At 69.9% G+C, this 18,456-nt stretch carries 18 protein-coding genes and 1 pseudogene; 5 read left to right on the plus strand and 14 right to left on the minus strand.

The window, feature by feature from the left end; translation table 11 throughout:
* Window positions 1-472: 472 nt before the first annotated feature.
* The 4 genes and pseudogenes from trmD to rpsP all read right to left on the minus strand — a co-directional run.
* Window positions 473-1,231, minus strand: a pseudogene (gene trmD, locus POL25_RS44895) (tRNA (guanosine(37)-N1)-methyltransferase TrmD); the annotation flags it as partial.
* Entirely contained in the window at window positions 1,228-1,821 is a 594-nt protein-coding gene (rimM, locus tag POL25_RS13875; protein WP_272086469.1) for a ribosome maturation factor RimM, read from the minus strand. The gene rimM and the pseudogene trmD, both read right to left, overlap by 4 nt.
* Window positions 1,822-1,833: 12 nt before the next feature.
* Window positions 1,834-2,091 carry a KH domain-containing protein gene (locus tag POL25_RS13880; protein WP_272086470.1) on the minus strand — a complete coding sequence of 86 codons (258 nt, stop codon included), beginning with the start codon at window positions 2,089-2,091 and terminating at the stop codon, window positions 1,834-1,836.
* Between the two features lie 99 nt (window positions 2,092-2,190).
* On the minus strand, window positions 2,191-2,484 hold the full coding sequence (gene rpsP, locus POL25_RS13885; RefSeq protein ID WP_272086471.1) for a 30S ribosomal protein S16: 294 nt from the start codon (window positions 2,482-2,484) through the stop codon (window positions 2,191-2,193).
* A gap of 247 nt (window positions 2,485-2,731) precedes the next feature.
* Here rpsP and POL25_RS13890 point away from each other — a divergent pair, with 247 nt between their 5' ends.
* Together POL25_RS13890 and rimO are read left to right on the plus strand one after the other, a co-directional pair.
* Window positions 2,732-4,522, plus strand: coding sequence for a multiheme c-type cytochrome (locus tag POL25_RS13890; RefSeq protein ID WP_272086472.1), 1,791 nt, complete (start codon window positions 2,732-2,734; stop codon window positions 4,520-4,522).
* Window positions 4,523-4,595: 73 nt separating this feature from the next.
* A complete protein-coding gene (gene rimO / locus POL25_RS13895; protein WP_272086473.1) occupies window positions 4,596-5,939 on the plus strand; it encodes a 30S ribosomal protein S12 methylthiotransferase RimO in 1,344 nt (447 codons plus the stop codon).
* Window positions 5,940-6,085: 146 nt separating this feature from the next.
* Here the strand turns inward: rimO and POL25_RS13900 are convergent, their stop codons facing one another.
* The 5 genes from POL25_RS13900 to POL25_RS13920 form a co-directional block, all read right to left on the minus strand.
* Entirely contained in the window at window positions 6,086-7,018 is a 933-nt protein-coding gene (locus tag POL25_RS13900) for a class I SAM-dependent methyltransferase (RefSeq protein ID WP_272086474.1), read from the minus strand.
* Window positions 7,019-7,038: 20 nt separating this feature from the next.
* Window positions 7,039-7,869: a class I SAM-dependent methyltransferase gene (locus POL25_RS13905; protein WP_272086475.1), complete on the minus strand. Its 831-nt coding sequence runs from the start codon at window positions 7,867-7,869 to the stop codon at window positions 7,039-7,041.
* A gap of 70 nt (window positions 7,870-7,939) precedes the next feature.
* Window positions 7,940-8,416 (minus strand): J domain-containing protein, encoded by a 477-nt coding sequence (locus POL25_RS44305; protein WP_272086476.1) that lies wholly within the window; start codon window positions 8,414-8,416, stop codon window positions 7,940-7,942.
* A 66-nt stretch (window positions 8,417-8,482) separates the two neighbouring features.
* Window positions 8,483-9,115 (minus strand): PilZ domain-containing protein, encoded by a 633-nt coding sequence (locus POL25_RS13915; protein ID WP_272086477.1) that lies wholly within the window; start codon window positions 9,113-9,115, stop codon window positions 8,483-8,485.
* 29 nt (window positions 9,116-9,144) lie between these two features.
* A complete protein-coding gene (locus POL25_RS13920; RefSeq protein WP_272086478.1) occupies window positions 9,145-10,710 on the minus strand; it encodes an Rne/Rng family ribonuclease in 1,566 nt (521 codons plus the stop codon).
* Window positions 10,711-10,934: 224 nt separating this feature from the next.
* Here POL25_RS13920 and POL25_RS13925 point away from each other — a divergent pair, with 224 nt between their 5' ends.
* Window positions 10,935-11,432, plus strand: a complete 498-nt coding sequence (locus POL25_RS13925; protein ID WP_272086479.1) for a hypothetical protein — start codon at window positions 10,935-10,937, stop codon at window positions 11,430-11,432.
* A 24-nt stretch (window positions 11,433-11,456) separates the two neighbouring features.
* Here POL25_RS13925 and POL25_RS13930 read toward each other — a convergent pair whose 3' ends face one another.
* Window positions 11,457-11,759 carry a hypothetical protein gene (locus POL25_RS13930; RefSeq protein ID WP_272086480.1) on the minus strand — a complete coding sequence of 101 codons (303 nt, stop codon included), beginning with the start codon at window positions 11,757-11,759 and terminating at the stop codon, window positions 11,457-11,459.
* Between the two features lie 90 nt (window positions 11,760-11,849).
* Between POL25_RS13930 and POL25_RS13935 the strand changes: the two genes are divergently transcribed.
* Window positions 11,850-12,935: an NAD(P)/FAD-dependent oxidoreductase gene (locus POL25_RS13935; RefSeq protein WP_272086481.1), complete on the plus strand. Its 1,086-nt coding sequence runs from the start codon at window positions 11,850-11,852 to the stop codon at window positions 12,933-12,935.
* A 12-nt stretch (window positions 12,936-12,947) separates the two neighbouring features.
* Here the strand turns inward: POL25_RS13935 and POL25_RS13940 are convergent, their stop codons facing one another.
* A complete protein-coding gene (locus POL25_RS13940; protein WP_272086482.1) occupies window positions 12,948-13,736 on the minus strand; it encodes a Stp1/IreP family PP2C-type Ser/Thr phosphatase in 789 nt (262 codons plus the stop codon).
* A 50-nt stretch (window positions 13,737-13,786) separates the two neighbouring features.
* Here POL25_RS13940 and POL25_RS13945 point away from each other — a divergent pair, with 50 nt between their 5' ends.
* The gene (locus POL25_RS13945) at window positions 13,787-15,430 is read left to right on the plus strand and encodes a DUF4388 domain-containing protein (protein ID WP_272086483.1); all 1,644 of its coding nucleotides are present in this window, start codon (window positions 13,787-13,789) and stop codon (window positions 15,428-15,430) included.
* Between the two features lie 5 nt (window positions 15,431-15,435).
* On the opposite strand, the gene POL25_RS13950 is transcribed toward POL25_RS13945, so the two are convergent.
* Genes POL25_RS13950 through POL25_RS13960 form a run of 3 tightly spaced genes read right to left on the minus strand, consistent with a single transcriptional unit; the run spans window position 15,436 to window position 18,453 of the window.
* Window positions 15,436-16,179, minus strand: coding sequence for a hypothetical protein (locus POL25_RS13950; protein WP_272086484.1), 744 nt, complete (start codon window positions 16,177-16,179; stop codon window positions 15,436-15,438).
* Window positions 16,176-17,468, minus strand: a complete 1,293-nt coding sequence (locus POL25_RS13955) for an AAA family ATPase (RefSeq protein WP_272086485.1) — start codon at window positions 17,466-17,468, stop codon at window positions 16,176-16,178. Before POL25_RS13955 ends, POL25_RS13950 begins: the two co-directional genes overlap by 4 nt.
* A gap of 10 nt (window positions 17,469-17,478) precedes the next feature.
* Entirely contained in the window at window positions 17,479-18,453 is a 975-nt protein-coding gene (locus POL25_RS13960; protein ID WP_272086486.1) for a spermidine synthase, read from the minus strand.
* Window positions 18,454-18,456: the final 3 nt, after the last annotated feature.

Genomic DNA, 18,456 nt, shown 5'->3' on the forward strand with positions numbered 1-18,456 from the left:
CAAGTCCCGCGGCGAGTTTGGACGCCTGCAGAATCACCGGTGAAAACGCCGCCTCGAGCCCCCGGAGGCCCGTGGATGAGGGCGCAGAGGCGGCTCCCGGGGCGTTCGTGACGGGCCGTGCGAGATCTCCCGTACCGGCGCAGGCCAGCACCAGTACGAGCGGCGCTGAGAGATCTCCCGTTCCCGAGGCCGCGAGCAGATCGAGCAACGGCGCGGCTCCGCGGGCGAGCGGCAGCCCGTCCGCGGGACCGAGCGCGACCAACCGCGGGGCGGCGCCGTGGCGACGGCGGAGTTCGCGGGCGAGATCTTTGAGGCTGCGAAACTGGGCCGCGCGGGGGACGTCGCCGAGGTCGGAGGCCCGACCCGGCGCGACGACCCGCAGCTCCGCCCCGCCGGCGCTCGCGGCAGCGGCTAGGGCGGCGAGCAGGGCTGACCTTTCGGACATGTCCTTTTCGCCCTGCCCGAACTGCGCGACGAGGTAGACCGGCGCACCCGCGGGCAGCGACCGCTGCGGCCGCAGGTCGGGCCGCAGGGCCCAGGTGCGCCGCCAGGCCTGCTCGCGGCGCCAGCGAGCGACTTCGGCGTGGGCGCCGGCGAGCAGCACGTCGGGTACACCGAGGCCGCGGAAGTCGGGCGGGCGGGTGAAGTGCGGGTGCTCGAGCCAGGCACCATGATCTTCAGGACATGTCTCGGACGACATGTCCTGAAGCGAGAAGCTGTCGCGCGCGGCCGACTCGGGGTTGCCGAGCACGCCCTCGCGCAGACGGGCGACGGCCTCGATGATCGCTAGCGCGGCGACCTCGCCGCCATTGAGGACGAAGTCGCCGATCGACAGGCACTCGTCGACGAAGTGCTCGCGCACGCGGTCGTCGATGCCCTCGTAGCGGCCACACAGGAGGCCGATCCGCGGGACCGTGGCGAGCCGCTCGGCGACCCGCTGGTCGAAGCGCGGGCCGGCGGGGGTGAGGAGGATCCGGTGCATCGGCCCGCGCTCGCGCGTGACGTGCTCGAGCGCCGCGACGACCGGCTCGATCTTCATCACCATGCCCGGGCTGCCGCCGTACGGGGCGTCGTCGACGGTGCGGTAGCGGTCGGTGGCGAACTCGCGGTAGTCGGTGCAATGCACGCTGACGAGCTCGCGTGCGACCGCCTTGCCGACCAGGCCGCCGCGCAGGAAACCGGCCACGGCCTCGGGAAACAGCGTGAAGACCTCGAAGGTCTGGCCGCTCACGGCGCCTCTCCGCCCTCCTCGAGGGCGTCGGGCAGGAGACCGAGCGGCAGGTCGACGCGCAGGCGCTCACCGTCGAGGTCGGCGATGAACTGCGGCAGCGCGGGCAAGAGCCAGGTGTCGCGGCGACCGTCGGGGCGCGTCCACTCGACCTCGAGCAGATCTTGCACCCCATTGCTGGTGACACCGGCGACGACCCCGAGCGCCTGGGTGCGGCCGTCCGCGTGCACGCGCTCGACCGGGAGGCCGATCGTGTCGGAGATGTAGAACTCGTCCTCGGCCAGCGCAGGCAGATCGGCGCGAGCGACCCACACCTCGAGCCCGCGCAGGCGCTCGGCATGGTCGCGGTCGGCGACCCCGTCCAGCTGGACGCGCGCCGACGGCTTGCCGGGGATCGGCTCGACCGAGACGATCACGAAGGACATGTCCGATCGGGCATGTCCTTCGGGGCTACCGGATGGCCGGAGCTCGACCCGCAAGCCGCGCCTCAGGGCGCGCGAGTCGGGGTCGAAGAGGTGGAAACGAAGCTGACCGCGAACGCCGTGCGGCGCGGAGACCTCGGCGACGGCGATCGCGGCGGAGCGGCCCGACACGGCGGCCTCCGGCTACTCGAGGATCTCGAGGTCGGCGCGCTTGCGGAGCTTGGCCGAAGCGGCGCTGAGCAGCGAGCGCATGGCCTTGACGGTGCGCCCCTGCTTGCCGATGACCTTGCCGAGGTCGTCGCGGGCGACGCGGAGCTCGAGCACCACGGTCTGCTCGCCGGCGATCTCGGAGACGTGAACTTCGTCGGGACGATCGACGAGGGCACGCGCGAGGAACTCGACGAGGTCCTTGAGGGAGATGTTCGCGGACGCTGCGGGCATGGGTGCCTCCGGGGGGTGTAGCACCGTCGCGGCTCATGCGAGCGCGACGGGGCGAGGCGCGAGGACGAGGGACCGGACGAGGAACGCGGGCCGGGAGGCCTACTTCGTCTCGGTCTTCTTGGTCTTCGGCTTGGCGGCCCGGGGGGCCTTGCCGGCGGCGATGTTGCGCGCGCGACGGAGCAGGCGCTCGACGGTGTCGGTCGGCGAGGCACCCTGGCTCTCCCAGTACTCGACGCGGGGCGCATTGAGGGTGACCGACTCGGCGTGCGGGTCGTAGGTCCCGAGGCGCTCGAGGAAGCGACCGTCGCGCGGGCTGCGGGCGTCGGCGGCGACGATGCGGTAGTAGGGACGCTTCTTGGAGCCCATGCGGGCGAGCCTGATCTTGACGGCCATGAGTGCGTGCTTTGCTGGAGATCGTGCGCCGGAGGCGAAAAGGGGTGCGAAGCCTAAACGGCTCGCCGTGCGCGGGTCAAGTCGCTGCGCGCGATAGCCCGGGAGACGGGCGACGCCGCTGGCGGAGGCGTATACCTCGCCCCGGCGGGCAGGCAAAGCCGGCTGGGCGGGGGCGGACGTGCGCAATGTCCCCTCCCGCGAAGCGGCGTCGGCGGCGGCGCGATCTAAGATCTCCGCCCCCGCGACCATGCCGATCTCCCCTCCCCGCGCCGCCGGCCTCGCCGTCCTCGGGTCCCGCCCCCGCGCGTTTGCCGGGCTCGCCGCGATCGTGACCTCGGCCATCCTGGCCTGTGCGACCTGCGGCGGCCCGGGTTCCGGGCCGACCAAGACCACCCATGTAGAGCCGGCGGCCGCCCCTGCGCGGCTGACGATCGACCTGGTGGCTTTCGCCCGGGTGATGGGGGCGGTGGCCCCGTGTGGCTGCACCACCGAGCCGCTGGGCGGGCTGCAGTACGTGTTCGGCTATCTCGGGCACGACCTCGACGCGCAGCGACGCCTGGTCGTCGAGCCGGGCGGGCTCCTGATCCCCGACCCCAAGGGGCCGGAGGCGCCGCCCGACGAGGCGGCGTGGGCGCAGGCGTATCAGCGGGCCGACGCGCTCCAGGAGCGGTTCGCGTCGCTGGGCGGTTCGCTGGTGTCGGGCGTGGGCGCCAACGACCTTTCGAGCCCGCTTGCGCAGGAGGCGCTGAAGAAGTGGCCGCTGCCGCGGGTGCTCGCCAACAGCCGCGCGTTCGACGACGCGGGGGTGGTGCCGCACCGCGTGGTCGATGTCCCCGGGCTCGACGGCAAGCCGGCGCTGCAGTTCGGCGTGACCGCGGTGCATGAGCCGAGCCCGGAGGCGATCAAATTGCTCGGGCCGCTCGAGCCGACCAAGAGCGCGGCCCAGCGTGAGGTCGCGGCGATGCGGGCGGCCGGGGCCGACGTGGTGATCGTGCTGGTCCATGGCACGCGCGCCGCGGCGGTCGAGATCGCCGAGGGCGTGCCGGGGGCGGACATCGTGGTGACGGGCGTGCCGGAGGGCACCGAAAAGGCGCGGCTCGGCGCTCCGGCGACCCGCGTCGGCCACGGCTGGGTGCTGGAGCCGGGCGACCAGGCGCAGACGCTGACGCACGTGCGGCTCTCGATCGATCCGTCGGCGCTCGCGGCGATGCCCGGGCCCGACGCGTGGAAGGTCCAGCCGTCGGCCGCGGTGCAGACCAGGGAGCTCGAGCGGCTCGACGCGCGGCTCACCAAGTTCCGCGCCGATCCCGGCGCCGATCCGGGGTACATCGCCCGGCTCGAGCAGGAGCGCGCGACGCTCGCCGCGGCGATGACGACCGGCGCGGCGCCGACGGGCGCGGTGGCCGTCACGTTCGAGCAGCAGAAGATCACTTGCAAGCTGCCGGTCGACGCGGCCGGCGCCGAGGCGCTGCGCAGCTACGACGCGTGGGTGGCGACGCAGAACCAGCGGCGCTTCGCGGGCGTGAAGCCGCCGGCGCCGGCGAAGGGCCAGGCGAGCTACATCGGCGGCGAGCAGTGCGGCGCGTGCCACGACAAGGCCGAGGAGCACTGGGCCGGCACCCGCCACGCGGGCGCCTACGAGACGCTGGTGAAGGTCAACAAGCAGTTCGACCTGTCGTGCGTCGGCTGCCACGTGACCGGGTTTCGTCAGCCGGGTGGGTCGGAAGTGGTCGAGGTCGCCGGCCTCGAGGACGTGCAGTGCGAGGTCTGCCACGGGCCTGGCAGCATCCACGCGGAGTCGCCGGAGAAGGCGGGCAAGGCGTTCGGGATCCGCCGCGAGGCTGCGGTCGACGTGTGCCTCGGTTGCCACACGGCGGAGCACTCGGACACGTTCAACTACGAGGCGTACCTGCGCGACGTGCTGGGCGCCGGCCACGGCGAGGGGCGGCGCTCGTTGCTCGGGGACGGGCCGACCGGGCGCGAGCTGCGGGCGGAGGGCCTGGAGAAGGCCGGCGGCGCCTGTCCGAAGCAGATGTGAGCCGCCCGGGGCGTGCGCAAGGTCTTGAGCGGCCGGCGTTGACCCCCGGGTGCGCGCGTGCTCTCTTGCCCCGATGTCCGCGCCCGCGCCGAAGAAGGTCTACTTCGTCTCGCTTGGCTGTCCCAAGAACCAGGTTGATACGGAAGTGATGCTCGGCGTCGTGCGCGACCAGGGGCACACGCTGGTCGACTCGCCCGAGGACGCCGACACGCTGGTGGTCAACACCTGCGGCTTCATCGAAGAGGCCAAGAAGGAGTCGATCGACACCATCCTCGAGCTCGCGCAGATCAAGGCGGCGGGCGAGGCCAAGCGCCTGGTGGTCGCCGGCTGCCTGAGCCAGCGCTACCCCAAGGAGCTCGCGGCCGAGATGCCCGAGGTCGACAACTTCCTCGGCTCGGCCGACCAGCTCGGCCTGGCGCAGGTGCTCGCCGAGCAGGCCCCGCGCATGGCCGTGAGCCCGCTGGGCCGGCGCGCGTACCTCTACGATCACACCACCCCGCGGCAGGTGACCGGTCGGCGCCACAGCGCCTACGTCAAGATCGCCGAGGGCTGCGACCGGCCGTGCGCCTTCTGCATCATCCCCAAGCTGCGCGGGCCGCAGCGCAGCCGCACGATCGACAGCATCGTCCGCGAGGCCGAGCAGCTGGCCGAGCAGGGCACCCGCGAGATCTGCCTGGTCGCCCAGGACCTCACCACTTACGGCACCGACCTCGACGATGCCCGCAACATCGAGCAGCTGCTGACCGGCCTGTGCGGCGTCCGCGATCTGCGGTGGATCCGCCTGCACTACGCGTTCCCCACCACGGTCCGCGACGAGCTGCTGACGATGATCGCCGGCGAGGAGAAGATCGCCGCCTACCTCGACGTGCCGCTGCAGCACGTCGACACCGACGTGCTCAAGAAGATGCGCCGCGGCTACACCGAGAAGGTCGTGCGCAACCTGGTCGAGAAGCTGCGGGCGCAGTCGCCGTACATCTGGCTGCGGACGACGATGCTGGTCGGCCACCCGGGCGAGACGGAGGCGGCGTACCAGCGGCTCTACCAATTCGTCGAGGAGGGGGCGATCGATCACCTCGGCGTGTTCCCGTGGTCGCGCGAGGACGGGACGCCGTCGGCCCTGCTGCCGACCCGCGTGTCACCGGAGGTGGCCGAGGAGCGCCGCATGGCGCTGATGGAGCTGCAAGAGGAGATCCGTCTCGAGCGCCACGAGGAGATGATCGACGAGGTGCTCGAGGTGATCATCGACGGCGAGTCCGACGAGAGCGAGTTCCTGCTCGAGGGCCGCCACGAGGGTCAGGCGCCCGGGATCGACGGCAAGGTCGTGCTCACCGACGGGACCGCGAAGCCGGGTGATTTCGTGAAGGCCCGCGTGACGCAGGCCGACGCGCACGACCTCGTGGCGACCATGGCGCTGTGACGGCGTCCCTCGCGGATCAGCGCCGAGCATCCCTCGGCGCTTTTCGCAGGTCACCGCCGCTCACGCCGGGAACGCCTCGCATCGAGGCGCTCGCCAATCACTCGCGCCGCCGATGACCCGGGCGGCGCGCATCCATTCTCACCGCGTCACTTGAGCGCGACCACGTAGCCGAGCCAGGCTTCCTGGTTCTCGATCTCCGTGTGCTCGACGAACTCGCCGGTGCCGGTCAGGTACTCGTCGTCGTCCTCGTCGGCCTCGACGCGCTCGAAGTAGAACTTCACGCTCGAGAAGCCGGCCTCGCGCAGCAGCTCACCGAGCTCCGGCAGGGTCCACAGGCGCCAGTCGTAGGTGAAGGCGCGGTACAGCTGCGAGCCGTCGCGGAACTTCCACGTGATGTGGCACAGCGTGTGGTGGTTGATCGGGTTGAACTTCTCCTGCTCCCACACGTACGTCAGCCCGCCGCGCAGCTCGCGTTCGTCGCTGAGCTCGACCACCGCCTCGGTGCCGCCGTAGACCTCGAGCGCGAAGGCGCCGTCGGCGACCAGGTTCTCGTGGGCGGCGGCGAAGTAGCCGCGCAGCTCCTCGCGGGTCTTGAAGATGCAGTAGCTGAAGTTCATCGCCACGATCAGGTCGACCGCGGGCAGGCTGGTGTCGCGCACGTCGGCCTGGGCCAGCGTCACGCGCTCGACCGCGTCCGGGGGCGCGCCGGCGAGGGTGTTGGTGCGGCCCCACTCGAGCGTCGGGCCGTCGAGGTCGACGCCGAGCGCCGTGCGGCGCGGGTCGGACTTGCACCACTCGGTGGAGAACAGCGCGGTGCCGCAGAAGTCCTCACGCACGCTGAGCGGGGGGCGGCCGCGGTGCTTCTGGAACTCGGCGTCGAAGAACTCGATGTCGACGCCGGGCGACTGGACCGAGCGCTGGTAGAGCGCGAACTTGTCGGCGCTCTCGGCCTGCGTCGGCCCGCGCTTGCGCGCCGGCGGCTTCGACGACTTCTTCTTGGCCGCCGCGCTGGCCTGCTTCTTGGCGGGCTGCTGCTTCGGCGACTTCTTGGCGGGGGCCTTCGCGGTCTTTTTGGACATGTTCGTTCAGACAGGTTGCGTCAGCGCTCGGCGGCCAGGTAGGTCCACCAGATCTCCTGGTTCTCGACGTAGTCCGGCTCGTAGAACACGCCGGTGCCCTCACCCTCGGCGTTGGTCTTCTCCCAGTAGGCGTGGACCTTGGAGAAGCCGGCCTCGAGCAGCAGGTCGCGCAGCTCGGGGGCCATCCACAGGCGCCAGTCGTAGGTGAAGGCCTCGAGCAGCTTGGAGCCGTCGGGGAACAGGAAGTGGATGTGGCACAGGAAATCGTGGGTCAGGGCGTCGAAGCGGGCCTGCTCCCAGCGGTAGATGAAGTCGCCGTGGTCGTTGTCGGTCGAGCCTTCGACGATCGCCTCGGTGCCGCCGAGCAGGTCGAGGAAGAACAGCCCGTCCTTGGCGAGACCGGCGTGCACGGCCCGGAAGTAGTCGAGCAGCTCGTCGCGGCGCTTGAAGCAGTAGTAGGAGAAGTTGAGCGCGCAGGCGATGTCGACCTTGGGCTTCTTGACCTCGCGGACGTCGGCGCAGAGCAGCGAGACGCGGCTGGCGACGTTGCGGCCGGCGGGGACGATGCGGTGCTCCAGGCCCCAGTTGATCGTCTCCTGCGACAGGTCGACGCCGAGGGCCGTGCGGTCGGCCCCGCTCTTGACCCATTCGGCGCACAGCACCGCGGTGCCGCAGAAATCTTCGCGCAGCGACACCGGGTCGTGGCCGCGGAGCTTCTTGTAGATGCGGTTGAAGAACTTGACGTCGCTGCCCGGGTCCTGGACGGCGCGCTCGTAGAGGGCGTGCACGTCGGCCTGGGCGGCCTGGGTCTTCTTCGCGGCGGACTTGCTCTTCGCGGTGCGTGCGGTCAACGGGTCCTCGAGACCGGCGCACGGTACCGCAAAAACCGCGCAGCGCCGCGCGGACTTTTTGCCGCGCGGCTCAGCCCTGCTGCTCGAGCAGCGTGGTCAGGCCGTCGTAGGCGCCCGTGATGTTGCGCGTGACCTCGGTCGCGACCTTGTACTTCTCCGGGTCCTTGGCGAAGCGGTCGGGGTGGTACTGCTTCAGCAGGCGCCGGTAGGACTTGCGGATGTCCTCGAGCGGGGCGCCGGGCTCGAGCTCGAGGGTCCGGTACCAGCGCAGGCGGTCGGCCTCGGAGCTGCGCTGGCGCGGCGGGTTGTTGCCAGCGGCGCGCTGGCTGGCCTCGAAGGCCCGGTCCCACATATCCTCGGCGGCGTCGCGGACCAGGCGGGCGCGCTTGCCGGCCTTGGTGCCGACGGTGTCCTTCTCGACCTCGTCGTCGATGACGCGGCGCTCATCCTCGCTGAGCCCCTCGAGTGGGTCGCCCTTGCGGAAAGCCTGGGAGAAGTCGGTGATGTTGGCCCGCGCGAGGTCGAAGAAGCGGCGAGTGATGCTCACCCGCTCACGATAGTGAAAATCGCCTCGCTCGCAAGACGGGCGGCCGCGCGCGGGGGGCGGCCGCGCCTAGAAGTCCTCGTAATCGTCGTCCTTGGGCGGCGGCGGCGGCGGCTTGCGGGCTGCCGGGACCGGGGCCGAGGCGCCGAAGCGCGGCGGGGGCGGGAGCGACTGGTGCGACTCGTCGAGGCTGGCGCGCAGCGAGTCCTCGCGGCCGCGGCGAGCGAGGCCGCTGCGAGCGGCTGCGGGAAGGCTGTCCTCGGCGAGCACCGCGGAGGCGCTGAGGCTCGTGACCGACTCGCCGGCCATCTCGTCGCCCTCTTCGAGCTGCGCCATCTCCTCCGCGGTGAGCTCGCGCGTGCGGAAGCCCGGCTCGGCGGAGCGTGAGGCCTCGCGCGTGCGATGCCAGGCGATCGCGTCGATGACCCGCAAGGTCATCTCGGCGCTGAGGTTGTGGAACGCCACGCCCATGCCGCGCGGCTCGTCCTGCTGATGGACGACGCGGCCGGTGCCGCTGATGACGACCGGGTCGTCGAGCAAGATCGTGAAGCGGAGGTCGATCGCGGCGCCGACCGGCAGGCGCGCGCGCGTGTTGATGAACACGCCCTGCTCGCTCAGGTTGCTGACGAAGGAGATGCTGCCAGGCTCGAGCTCGGCGAACTCGGCGTTCACCGTGTAGCGCTCGCCCCGTCGCCGTTCCATCGCTTTCGCCATGGGTCGCTCCTTCTCGCTCAGTCGGCCGCGTTGCTGTTGTTGCTGCGGTTGCCGCCCTTGTTCTTGGTGCGGATCTCGAAGTGCTCGATGTGGAAGTCCTTGCGGCCCTGGATGTCGATGCCCTTCTGCAGCCGCTTGACCATGTTGTCGATCGCGGCGACCTCGGGACCGTTCATCAGATCGGCCACCGCGGGCGCGGCCTGGACGACGATGGTGTCGCCGACGAGGTGCGGCCCTTCGCGCCGGACCTCGCGCAAGATCTCGTAGCACATCGTGGACGGGCTCTTGGTGTAGCCCTTACCGTTGCAGACCTCGCAAGGGGCCGTCAACAGCCGCAGCAGCGACTCCTTGGTCCGCTTGCGGCTCATCTCGACCAGGCCCATCTCCGAGATCTTGGTGATGTGCGCCTTGGCGCGGTCGCGGCGGAGGACCTCCTGCAGCTTGCGGTAGACCTTGCGCCGGTTCGACTCCTTGTCCATGTCGATGAAGTCGATGATGACCAGGCCGCCGAGGTTGCGCAGGCGCAGCTGGTCGGCCAGCTCCTCCGCCGCCTCGAGGTTGGTCTGCGTGATCGTCTCCTCGAGCGTCTTGCCCTTGGCGCCGACGAACTTGCCGGTGTTGACGTCGATCGCCGTCAGCGCCTCGCCCTGGTCGAACACCAGCGAGCCGCCGCTCTTGAGCTGGACCTTGCGCTCGAGCGCGCGGTTGATCTCGAGCTCGATGCCGTAGCCGTCGAAGATCGGCTCGCGGCCGGTGTAGAGCTCGACGCGGTCGACCAGCTCGGGCATGAACGCGCCGATGAACCGGACCGCCTTGTCGTGGGCGATGCGGTCGTCGACGATGACCTTCTTGAACTCGGGCGTCAGGTTGTCGCGCACGACCCGGAGCATGAGGTTGAGGTCGCGGTAGAGCAGCGCCGGCGCGCGCTGGTGGCGCTCGTTGAACTGGATGTTCTCCCACAGGCGCAGGAGGTAATCCATGTCGGCGCGGACCTGGTTGTTGCTGGCCGACTCGGCGACGGTGCGGACGATGAAGCCCGAGCCCGCGGGGCGCATCTGGTCGATCAGGCGGCGCAGGCGACGGCGCTCGCGGTCGCCGGCGATCCGGCGCGAGATCCCGATGTGGCTCACCGTCGGCATGAACACGACGTTGCGCCCGGGCAGCGAGATGTACGTGGTGATCCGCGCGCCCTTGCTCGAGATCGGATCCTTCACGACCTGGACCAGGATCTCCTGGCCGGGGCGCACCAGCTCGGTGATGTCGCCGTGGCGACCGGTGCGGCGCGGCGCGACGTCGTCGTCGTCGTCGCCGCCGAGGGCGCGCAGGGCGGCTTCCTTCTCGCCCTGACCGCCCGGCGCGGCGATGTCACCGGCGTACAAGAACGCGGCCTTCTCCTCGCCGATGTCGACGAACGCGGCCTGCATGCCCGGGAGCACGCGCAGGACCTTGCCCTTGTACACGTTACCGACCGTGCCGCGCTCGCGCTCGCGCTCGACGTAGTACTCGGAGAGGATCCCCTGTTCGATGAGAGCGACCCGCGTCTCGGGTCCATCGGCGTTGATGACAATGACGGAATCTGACACGGCGGCCGGGCATTGGTAGCACAACCGGGGCTCCGGGTGACAACCGCGGACACGCGGGCGGGCCGCTGACAATTCACGGCCGACCGGCGCCCGATGGGCGCCGCCTGCCCGGGGAGACCCGGGCGTGACCTGGAGCACCCTCGCGCGCGCCGGCCGGCGACGTCGCGCGGCGCGGGATTTTCGACTTTCCTGGCCCGGCCGTCTTCTGTAGTGTTCCCCGCGCCATGGCCTTCCAGTACCAACCGGGGATCTTCAAGACCACGAAGTTCCTGCCCGAGCACGAGGCGACCGTCGCCCCCAACCTGCTCATCCTGATCCGGACCGACGCCGAGTTCGCGCCCGCCTCGGTCCTGCTTCCGGTGCAGAACATCCACAATCAGTGGCGCTTCCAGATGCCCGGGGTGAAGGTCCCGAAGGTCGACTACGGCTGGGGCTCGTCGCTCGTCAAGCTGCCGCACGAGGGCTTTTACCGGCTGACCCGCGAGTTCAAGTTCGGCGACAACGGCCGCTGGCTGCCCAACGCGATCGTCCAGCTCGGCTACACCCGCGGCGGCGATCCGATCCTCTTTATCGCCCAGCGCCGCAACCCGCTGGTCGCCAACGACCTGTTCTTCAGCGACAAGGGCGTCAAGGTCGAGCTCAGCGACATCACCGGCAACAACGCGATGCTCGAGGCCCTGACCTGGTTCCAGGAGCAGGAAGGCGCCGCCGCCAAGCGCTGAGCGGCGCCCCGCCGTCCGACCCGGTCAGCGGGTCGGTCGGTCCTCTTCGGTGATCTCGTCACCGACCTCGACGCGGATCGTCTGGCCCTTCTGACCCCGGGCCTGGATCCGCTGCAAGAACATCGCACTGGCGCCGCCCTGGTTGATCCAGCCCTCGTTGGACTCTTCGACGACCTTGTTGAAGACGACGATCCGCAGGGGCACCGGCGGCGTCACGCGCAGGCCGTTGCGCTGCCAATAAAAGAACGGGCTGTACCACAACGTGTCGATGGTCTCCCAGTCGCCGTCGGTCCTGAACGTGTGGCTCTTGATATGCATCTCGGCCATAGCGGGGTCCCCGTGGGGGTTTTAAACCTCGCGGCCGCGCCAGGCAAGCGACGCGGTGTCGCAGGCGACCGCGGCTGCTAAGGTTCGCGCGTGACCGGGGTGGACCAGGTCGACGTCGTCGTCGTCGGCGCCGGCGTGGTCGGCTGCGCGGTCGCTGCGACGCTCGCCCGCCAAGGCCGCGAGGTGCTCGTGCTCGAGCGCGAAGCCCGGGAAGGCACCGGGGTGTCGAGCCGCAACAGCGGCGTCATCCACTCGGGGCTCTACTACCCGCCGGCTTCGCTCAAGGCCGAGACATGTCTGCGAGGACAGGAACTTTTGTACAGCTGGTGCGCGCGTCATCGGGTCGACCACGCGCGCCTCGGCAAGCTGGTGGTCGCCCGCAGCAGCGAAGAAGAGGCCGCGTTGCAGGCGCTGGCGGACAATACGAGCGCGGCCGGGGCGCGGGATTGTGTGCTCGTCGGCGCGGGCGCGGTGCGGGCGCGTGAACCCGGGTTGCCGGGCGTGCGGGCGGCGCTGTGGTGCCCGAACACGGGGATCGTCGATGTCCACGGGCTGTGCGGCTCGCTGCGCGCCGAGGCCGAGGCGCACGGGGCGGTGTTCGGCGTGCACGCGCGGGTCGACGGGGCCGAGATCGCCGGCGCCGCGGTGACGCTGCGGACCACGCGCGGGCCGGTGGTGGCGGGGCGGATCGTCAACGCCGCCGGGCTGCACGCCGACGAGCTGGCGGCGCTGCTCGGGGCCGCGTCGCCGCGGATTCACCCGTGCCGCGGGGATTACTTCCGCCTGCGCACGCCCGTGCGCTACCGCCACCTGATCTACCCGGTGCGAGCGCGCGGCGCCGCCGGTCTTGGCGTGCACCTCACGCTCGACCTCGCGGGCGCGTACCGACTCGGACCTGACGTCACGTACGTCGAGGCGCGCGACGACTTCGGCCCCGCGGCCCACAAGCTCGCGGCGTTTCATCGCGCCGCGTGCGCTCTGCTCGGCCCGATCGGCGAGGACCAGCTGAGCTACGAGGGTTGTGGGATCCGCCCCAAGCTGCGCGGCCCCGACGAACCGGCCGAGCGCGACTTCGCGGTGTTCACGAGCCCCGGCTGCGTGCACCTGGTCGGCATCGAGTCGCCCGGGCTGACCGCCGCGCTCGCGCTGGCCGAGAAGGTCGCCGCGCTGGTGTGAGCGACGCCCGTCTCAGGGCTTCTCGATGCGGCAGAGGATCGCGGTGATGTTGTCGCCGCCGCCGGCGTCGTTGGCGGCCTTGATCAGCTCGTTGCAGCTGGTATCGAGGCTGTCGCGGGCGGTGATGATCTCGAGCAGGACTGGGTCGTCGAGCATGCCGCTGAGGCCGTCGCTGCACAGCAGGTACACGTCGCCGACCTTGAAGGCGTCGGCGATGACGTCGACGTTGACCTGGTCGGCGAGGCCGAGGGCGCGGACCACCACGTTCTTCTGGGGGAAGTGGACCCCTTCGTCGCCGCTCAATTCCTTCATGCGCAGGTAGTCATTGAGCAGCGAGTGGTCCTCGGTGAGCATCTGGATCCGCCCCTCGCGGATCCGGTAGACCCGGCTGTCGCCGACGTGGCCGATGAAGAACCGGCCCTGGTTGAAGTAGATGGCGTCGACGGTGCAGCCCATGCCCTTCTTGCTGCCGTCGACGGCGGCCGTCTGGAAGATGTTGGAGTTGGCGAGCTGGATGGCGACGCTCATGCGCTGCTTCTCGATCTCGAGCGAGGGCAGCTTGAACGGCCAGGTGTTCTGGCCGCTGCGGGCGGTGTCGCGGTAGTGCTGGTCGATGGTCTCGACGGTGATCCGGCTGGCGACGTCGCCGGCGGCGTGGCCACCCATGCCGTCGGACACGACGGCGAGGGCCATCTCGCGCGGGATCAGCAGGCTGTCTTCGTTGTGGGCGCGGACCAGGCCGATGTCGGTCTTGCCGGCGAAGCGGACCCGGTGCGGGCCGACCATGAAGCTGATGCTCATGCGAGGCCAAACGTAGCAGGCCGGCGCGCCGAAGTGCTAGCATCGAAGCCATGGAGACGGCCCCGCCGAGCGCCGACCCGCAGGTCGTCGACCTGGCCAGGATGAGCCTGCCCCGGCTCATGTTCGCGCTGCTGCACCGCCGCTTCACCGGCACGATCAGCCTCACGCCGGCGGCCCCGGACGCGCCCGGCCGCAGCGCCGACGTCGGCGCGCGTCGGGTGTGGTTTCAGGGCGGGATGCCGATCTTCACCGACTTTTCCAGCCCGCACGACTCGATCGGCCAGGTGCTCGTCGATCTCGGGCTCATCGAGCCGGCCGAGCGGGACCGCGCGATGGCCGAACTGGCCCGCCTGGCCCAGCCAGGGGCCCCGCGCGAGCGTTTCGGCCATTACCTCGTGCGCCGCCGCCTCGTCACCGGCGGCCAGCTCCGCAAGGCGCTGCGCGTCCAGTGCGCCCGCAAGGTGGTCCACCTGTTCGCCCTGCGCGCCGGCTCGGCCCAGATCGTCGCCGGCGACGCCGCCGCCGCCGAGACCGACGCCTCGCAGCCGACCCAGGTCAACACCCTCGAGCTCATCCACGCCGGCGTGGTCGCCCACTTCGACCCACGCCGGATCGCCGCCGAGATGGGCCTCCTGCTCGACGGCCCGCTGCGCCTGCGCTCGTCGTTCGACCGCTACCGGACCCAGTTCCACTTCGCCAAGGGCGACGAGGCGATCGTCGACGCCCTGCGCCCCGGCAACCTCTACGTCACCGACGTCGCCCGCCTGTCCGGTCAGCCCGAGGCCCGCGTCGCCGCGGTGGTCTACACGCTGTGGGCCTGTCAGATGTTGAAGTCGGCCAACGCACCGCCCGACCAGGCGACCGGGCCGAACGCCATCCTGCCCGAAGCGACAGGTTCTTCGATACCTGTCCTCAAGAACAGCAAGCCGGCGGGGCGCGACAGCCTGCGCGCGGCCGAGTTCGCCGGCGAGCTCGAGCGGCTCGAAGCGGCGATCGCCGGCGGGGCCAACGCGTTCGACCTGCTCGGCCTGGCGGCCACCGCCGACCGGGCCCAGGTCCGCGCCGCCTGGCATGTGCTGAGCCGGCGCTTTCACCCCGACAGCCTGCCGCACCAGGGCCTCGGCCACCTGCGCGAGCGCTCGCAGGCGGTGTTCGCCGCGCTCAGCGAGGCCTACCAGCGGCTTTCCGACGACGCCCAGCGCGAGCAGATCGCGGCGCTGCTGCGCGGCGGGCAGCCGGCCCCGCGCGCGACCGCGGGCCCGAGCGCGCAGGCGGTGCTCGAGAGCGAGGTGGTGGTCCGCGAGGGCGACAAGCTGCTGCGCGCCGGCAACTTCGACCGCGCGCTCGAGCGCTACCGCAAGGCCGCGGCCCTCAACCCCGACGAGCTCGAGGTCCGCGCCGCGATCGCGTGGTGCGAGTACCAGCTGGCCGCCGACAAGGCGCCGGTCCGCGACGCCACCCGCGCGGCCCTGTTCGAGGTCCTGGCCCGCCAGCCGCGCTGCGTCCGCGCCCACTACGACCTGGGCCTGCTGTCCCTCGGGTCCGGTGACGACGAACAGGCGCTGCTGCATTTTAATCAGGTGCTCGAGCTGGAGCCCGACAGCATCGACGCGAAGCGGCAGATCCACGCGATCCAGCTGCGCCGCTCGACGCCCGAGGGCCCGCGCCGCAAGCTGTTCGGCCCGCGCCGGTGAGGCGGTCAGTAGGGGCGACTCGCAGCGTCTGCCAAGCCACGACGAACGACTTCAGAGCTGCGGAGTCGGGCCATCGTGGCGAAGTAGGACTTACGTGCTTGGACGAGCGCCGCGACCGGAAAGCCATTCTTAAGCTGCACGAGTTCGAGGTTGCGAGTGCCGCCGATCTTGAGCTCATCCTTGATGTCTGCGATCTCGTCGAGGCACCCCGCCGTGGTCTGCCACCTCACCAGCGTCACGTTGTCTGTCAGTTCGGTGACGATCTTGCCGAGATGTCCGAAGTTGGTGAACGCCCAACTCTCCAGCTCATAGAACGGCATGGCGAGGATCAAGACCCGCTCCAGCTCGGTCAGATCGCCAGGGCCAGTCGCCGACTTGCTTGCCTGGAGGAGTCGCAAGACGTCCGCGCAGAACCGAGGCCAGTGCTCGCTAAGATGTTCGCAACCGCGCCAGCCGCCCGACCATACCGCGTCTGCATCGACGTGGAAAAACACGATTTTCCCGAGCGCAAGAGCTCGCGCCACAGCGCCGACGAGGAGTCGCCGCAGTCTCTGAGCATCGTATGACTTCCAATAGCTGCCCGAGACGCGTTCCTGCGCGGGCAAGACAGGCTCGACCAACACGTGGTTCGACTTCAACGCCGGCTCCATATGCTTGAGCATGCCCCGGAGCAGATGCTCCAGAGTCTGCAACGCATCACCCGCGCGGTCCTCGGAGTAGAGCACGAAGCGGATCGCCGGCTCGCTCACCACAGCCCCTCCGCCTCGAGCACATCACTGGGACTCTGGAGGCCGACCTCGATGTTTTTGTAGAGCTCGCGCGCCATCGCCTCGTCGAAGGTGTTGACGACCTGTCGGCCGTCTCCTCGGCGACGGATGATGTGGATCTTCTCGCTAATATCCTGGGGGCTCCAGAAGTTCGTCGAGTCGATGACGAGATGGTTGTGGCTCGCCAGGAACAGCTGTCGAGCGTCCCATAACTCGAGGAGGTTCCTCACCAACCTTGGATGCATCCCGTTGTCGATCTCGTCGCAGACGATGGGGATTCCTGGACGGGGTAGCGAGACAAGGCCGGCGTACAGGTAGCGCCTCTGTCCGAACGTCAGCCCTGAGTGTGCCACTCGCGTCCCGGCGCCCAGGTCAACACGAAGTCCGAGGCCCCTGCACTCGAACTCTGGCTCTCCATCTCGCACGGCTTCACGAACGACTTGCGGGTGAAGAGTGATTTTTCGGATCCGAAGAGGCGCCTGCCACTTGTCGAGAAGCTCAACGGGTATCGCTAGATCGACCCCATTTAGCCAACGGTTCTCGCGGGATGACCATGCCCGAACGAGCAGTCGCACGACGTCATGCCACCACATCCGGCCGGTACCGTCGCCGAATCCGGTGAACGTGGCCAGGTGCTTGGGATCGAAGTAACGACCGAAGCTGAATTCGAGGGAGTTGGTGAGCACTTCGAATTCGCGGTCGGACTCGCCAACGAAGCACGCCTCACACACCGGGAGGAGCGACCCCGTCATCTGCTTCAGGCTGGGACCTTGGGCGGTCACCAATTTCCGGGGCTTGAGTTCGCCGCGATCGCGATATGCGTACTCTTCGACAAAGCTGCCGTCGTCCGCCTGGTAACGTATGGTGTCCCCTGCGAGCACGAGCGAGAACCCTCCCCCGTCGCTCTCGAAATGGACCGTCGCTCCAAGCGTGTCACTCTCTTCTGCAGCCTTATCCAGCTTCTTGAGTAAGTCTTCCGAATTCTGAAAGCGCGGCAGATGGATCGCGTTGAAGACGTGGCCTCGGACGACGATCGCCGCCGCATCCTCCCCTACTCCATGGGTAGAGAGCTCGAACTCGACATCGAAGGGTTGACGCAAAAACTCACCGAAATCCAGATGGAGGACCGCCCGGATCAATTTCAGAAGCTGCGTCTTCCCGGCCCCGTTGAGCCCGAGGATCAAATTTTCGCTTCGAGAGAAATCGATGCGGGCTGGCTCGAACTGCTCGTACTGGTGGATCTGCAGCCAGCGGAGGGTCGGTGTGCTCATGGTGGTCCCTTCACAGCCCGTAGCGGCAGTTCTTCACGCAGGTCTGGTTGTGCCGGTCGGCCGCCGCCCCGAGCTCCGCCGGCTTGAAGTCGTCCTTGAGCACCTCGACCGCGTCTTCCCAGTCGCGGCGCACGTAGTAGCGGGCGGCGAGGCCGAGCATGTCGGCGTCGAACTGCGGCTGGACCGCGCGGGCGTTGCTGCGGATCTGGTAGGTGCCGACGCGCTCGCGGCCGGCCGAGGCGACCAGCGTGGTCTGGTTGCCGGTCTCGCTGACGAAGCTGTAGCGCTGGGGGAACACGGCCGAGGTGGTCTCGCGGTCGTGCGGGTACATGCGGGTGACGTTGTGGAGGTTGGCGACCACCACCCCGTCGGGCGCCAGGCGGGCCAGGCAGGCCCGGTAGAACTCCTCGGTCTTGAGGTGGTAGGGCACGAACACCCCGCGGAACGCGTCGAGCATGATCATGTCCCAGCGCACATCCGCGGCCGCGCGCTCGACGAACAGCCGCGCGTCGGCGACGTGGACCCGATAGGACGGGTCGTCCTTCGGCACGGCGAAGAACTCCTGGGCCAGGCGCACCACCTCCGGGTCGATGTCGACCGCGTCGATCTCGAGCTCGGGGAAGCGGGCCTTCAAGTAGTTGCTCATGCCGCCGCCGCCGAGGCCGAGCATCAGCAGCCGGCGCGGGCGCGGCTGCAGCAGGAAGCCGGCCATCATCGTCCGCGTGTAGTCGAGATCGAGGCTCTGCGGGCGCGAGCGGTCGTGGCGCGACTCGATGAACTGGGTGCCGTCGTCGCCGACGAAGTACATGGTGCGGACGCTGCCGCTCTCGGCCACGCGGATCCGGTTGTAGCGGGAGACGGCCTCGGCGAGCACCGTCTCGGCCGCCGCGGCCGGGCGCGCCAGCGTGGCTGCCCCGAAGGCCAGGCTGCCGCCGCCGAGGAGCAAGAGGCCGCGGCGCGAGAGCGAGGGCGAGGCGTCGGTCACGGC

Origin of the sequence: Nannocystis bainbridge, assembly GCF_028368995.1 — a bacterium.
GTDB lineage: Bacteria > Myxococcota_A > Polyangia > Nannocystales > Nannocystaceae > Nannocystis > Nannocystis bainbridge.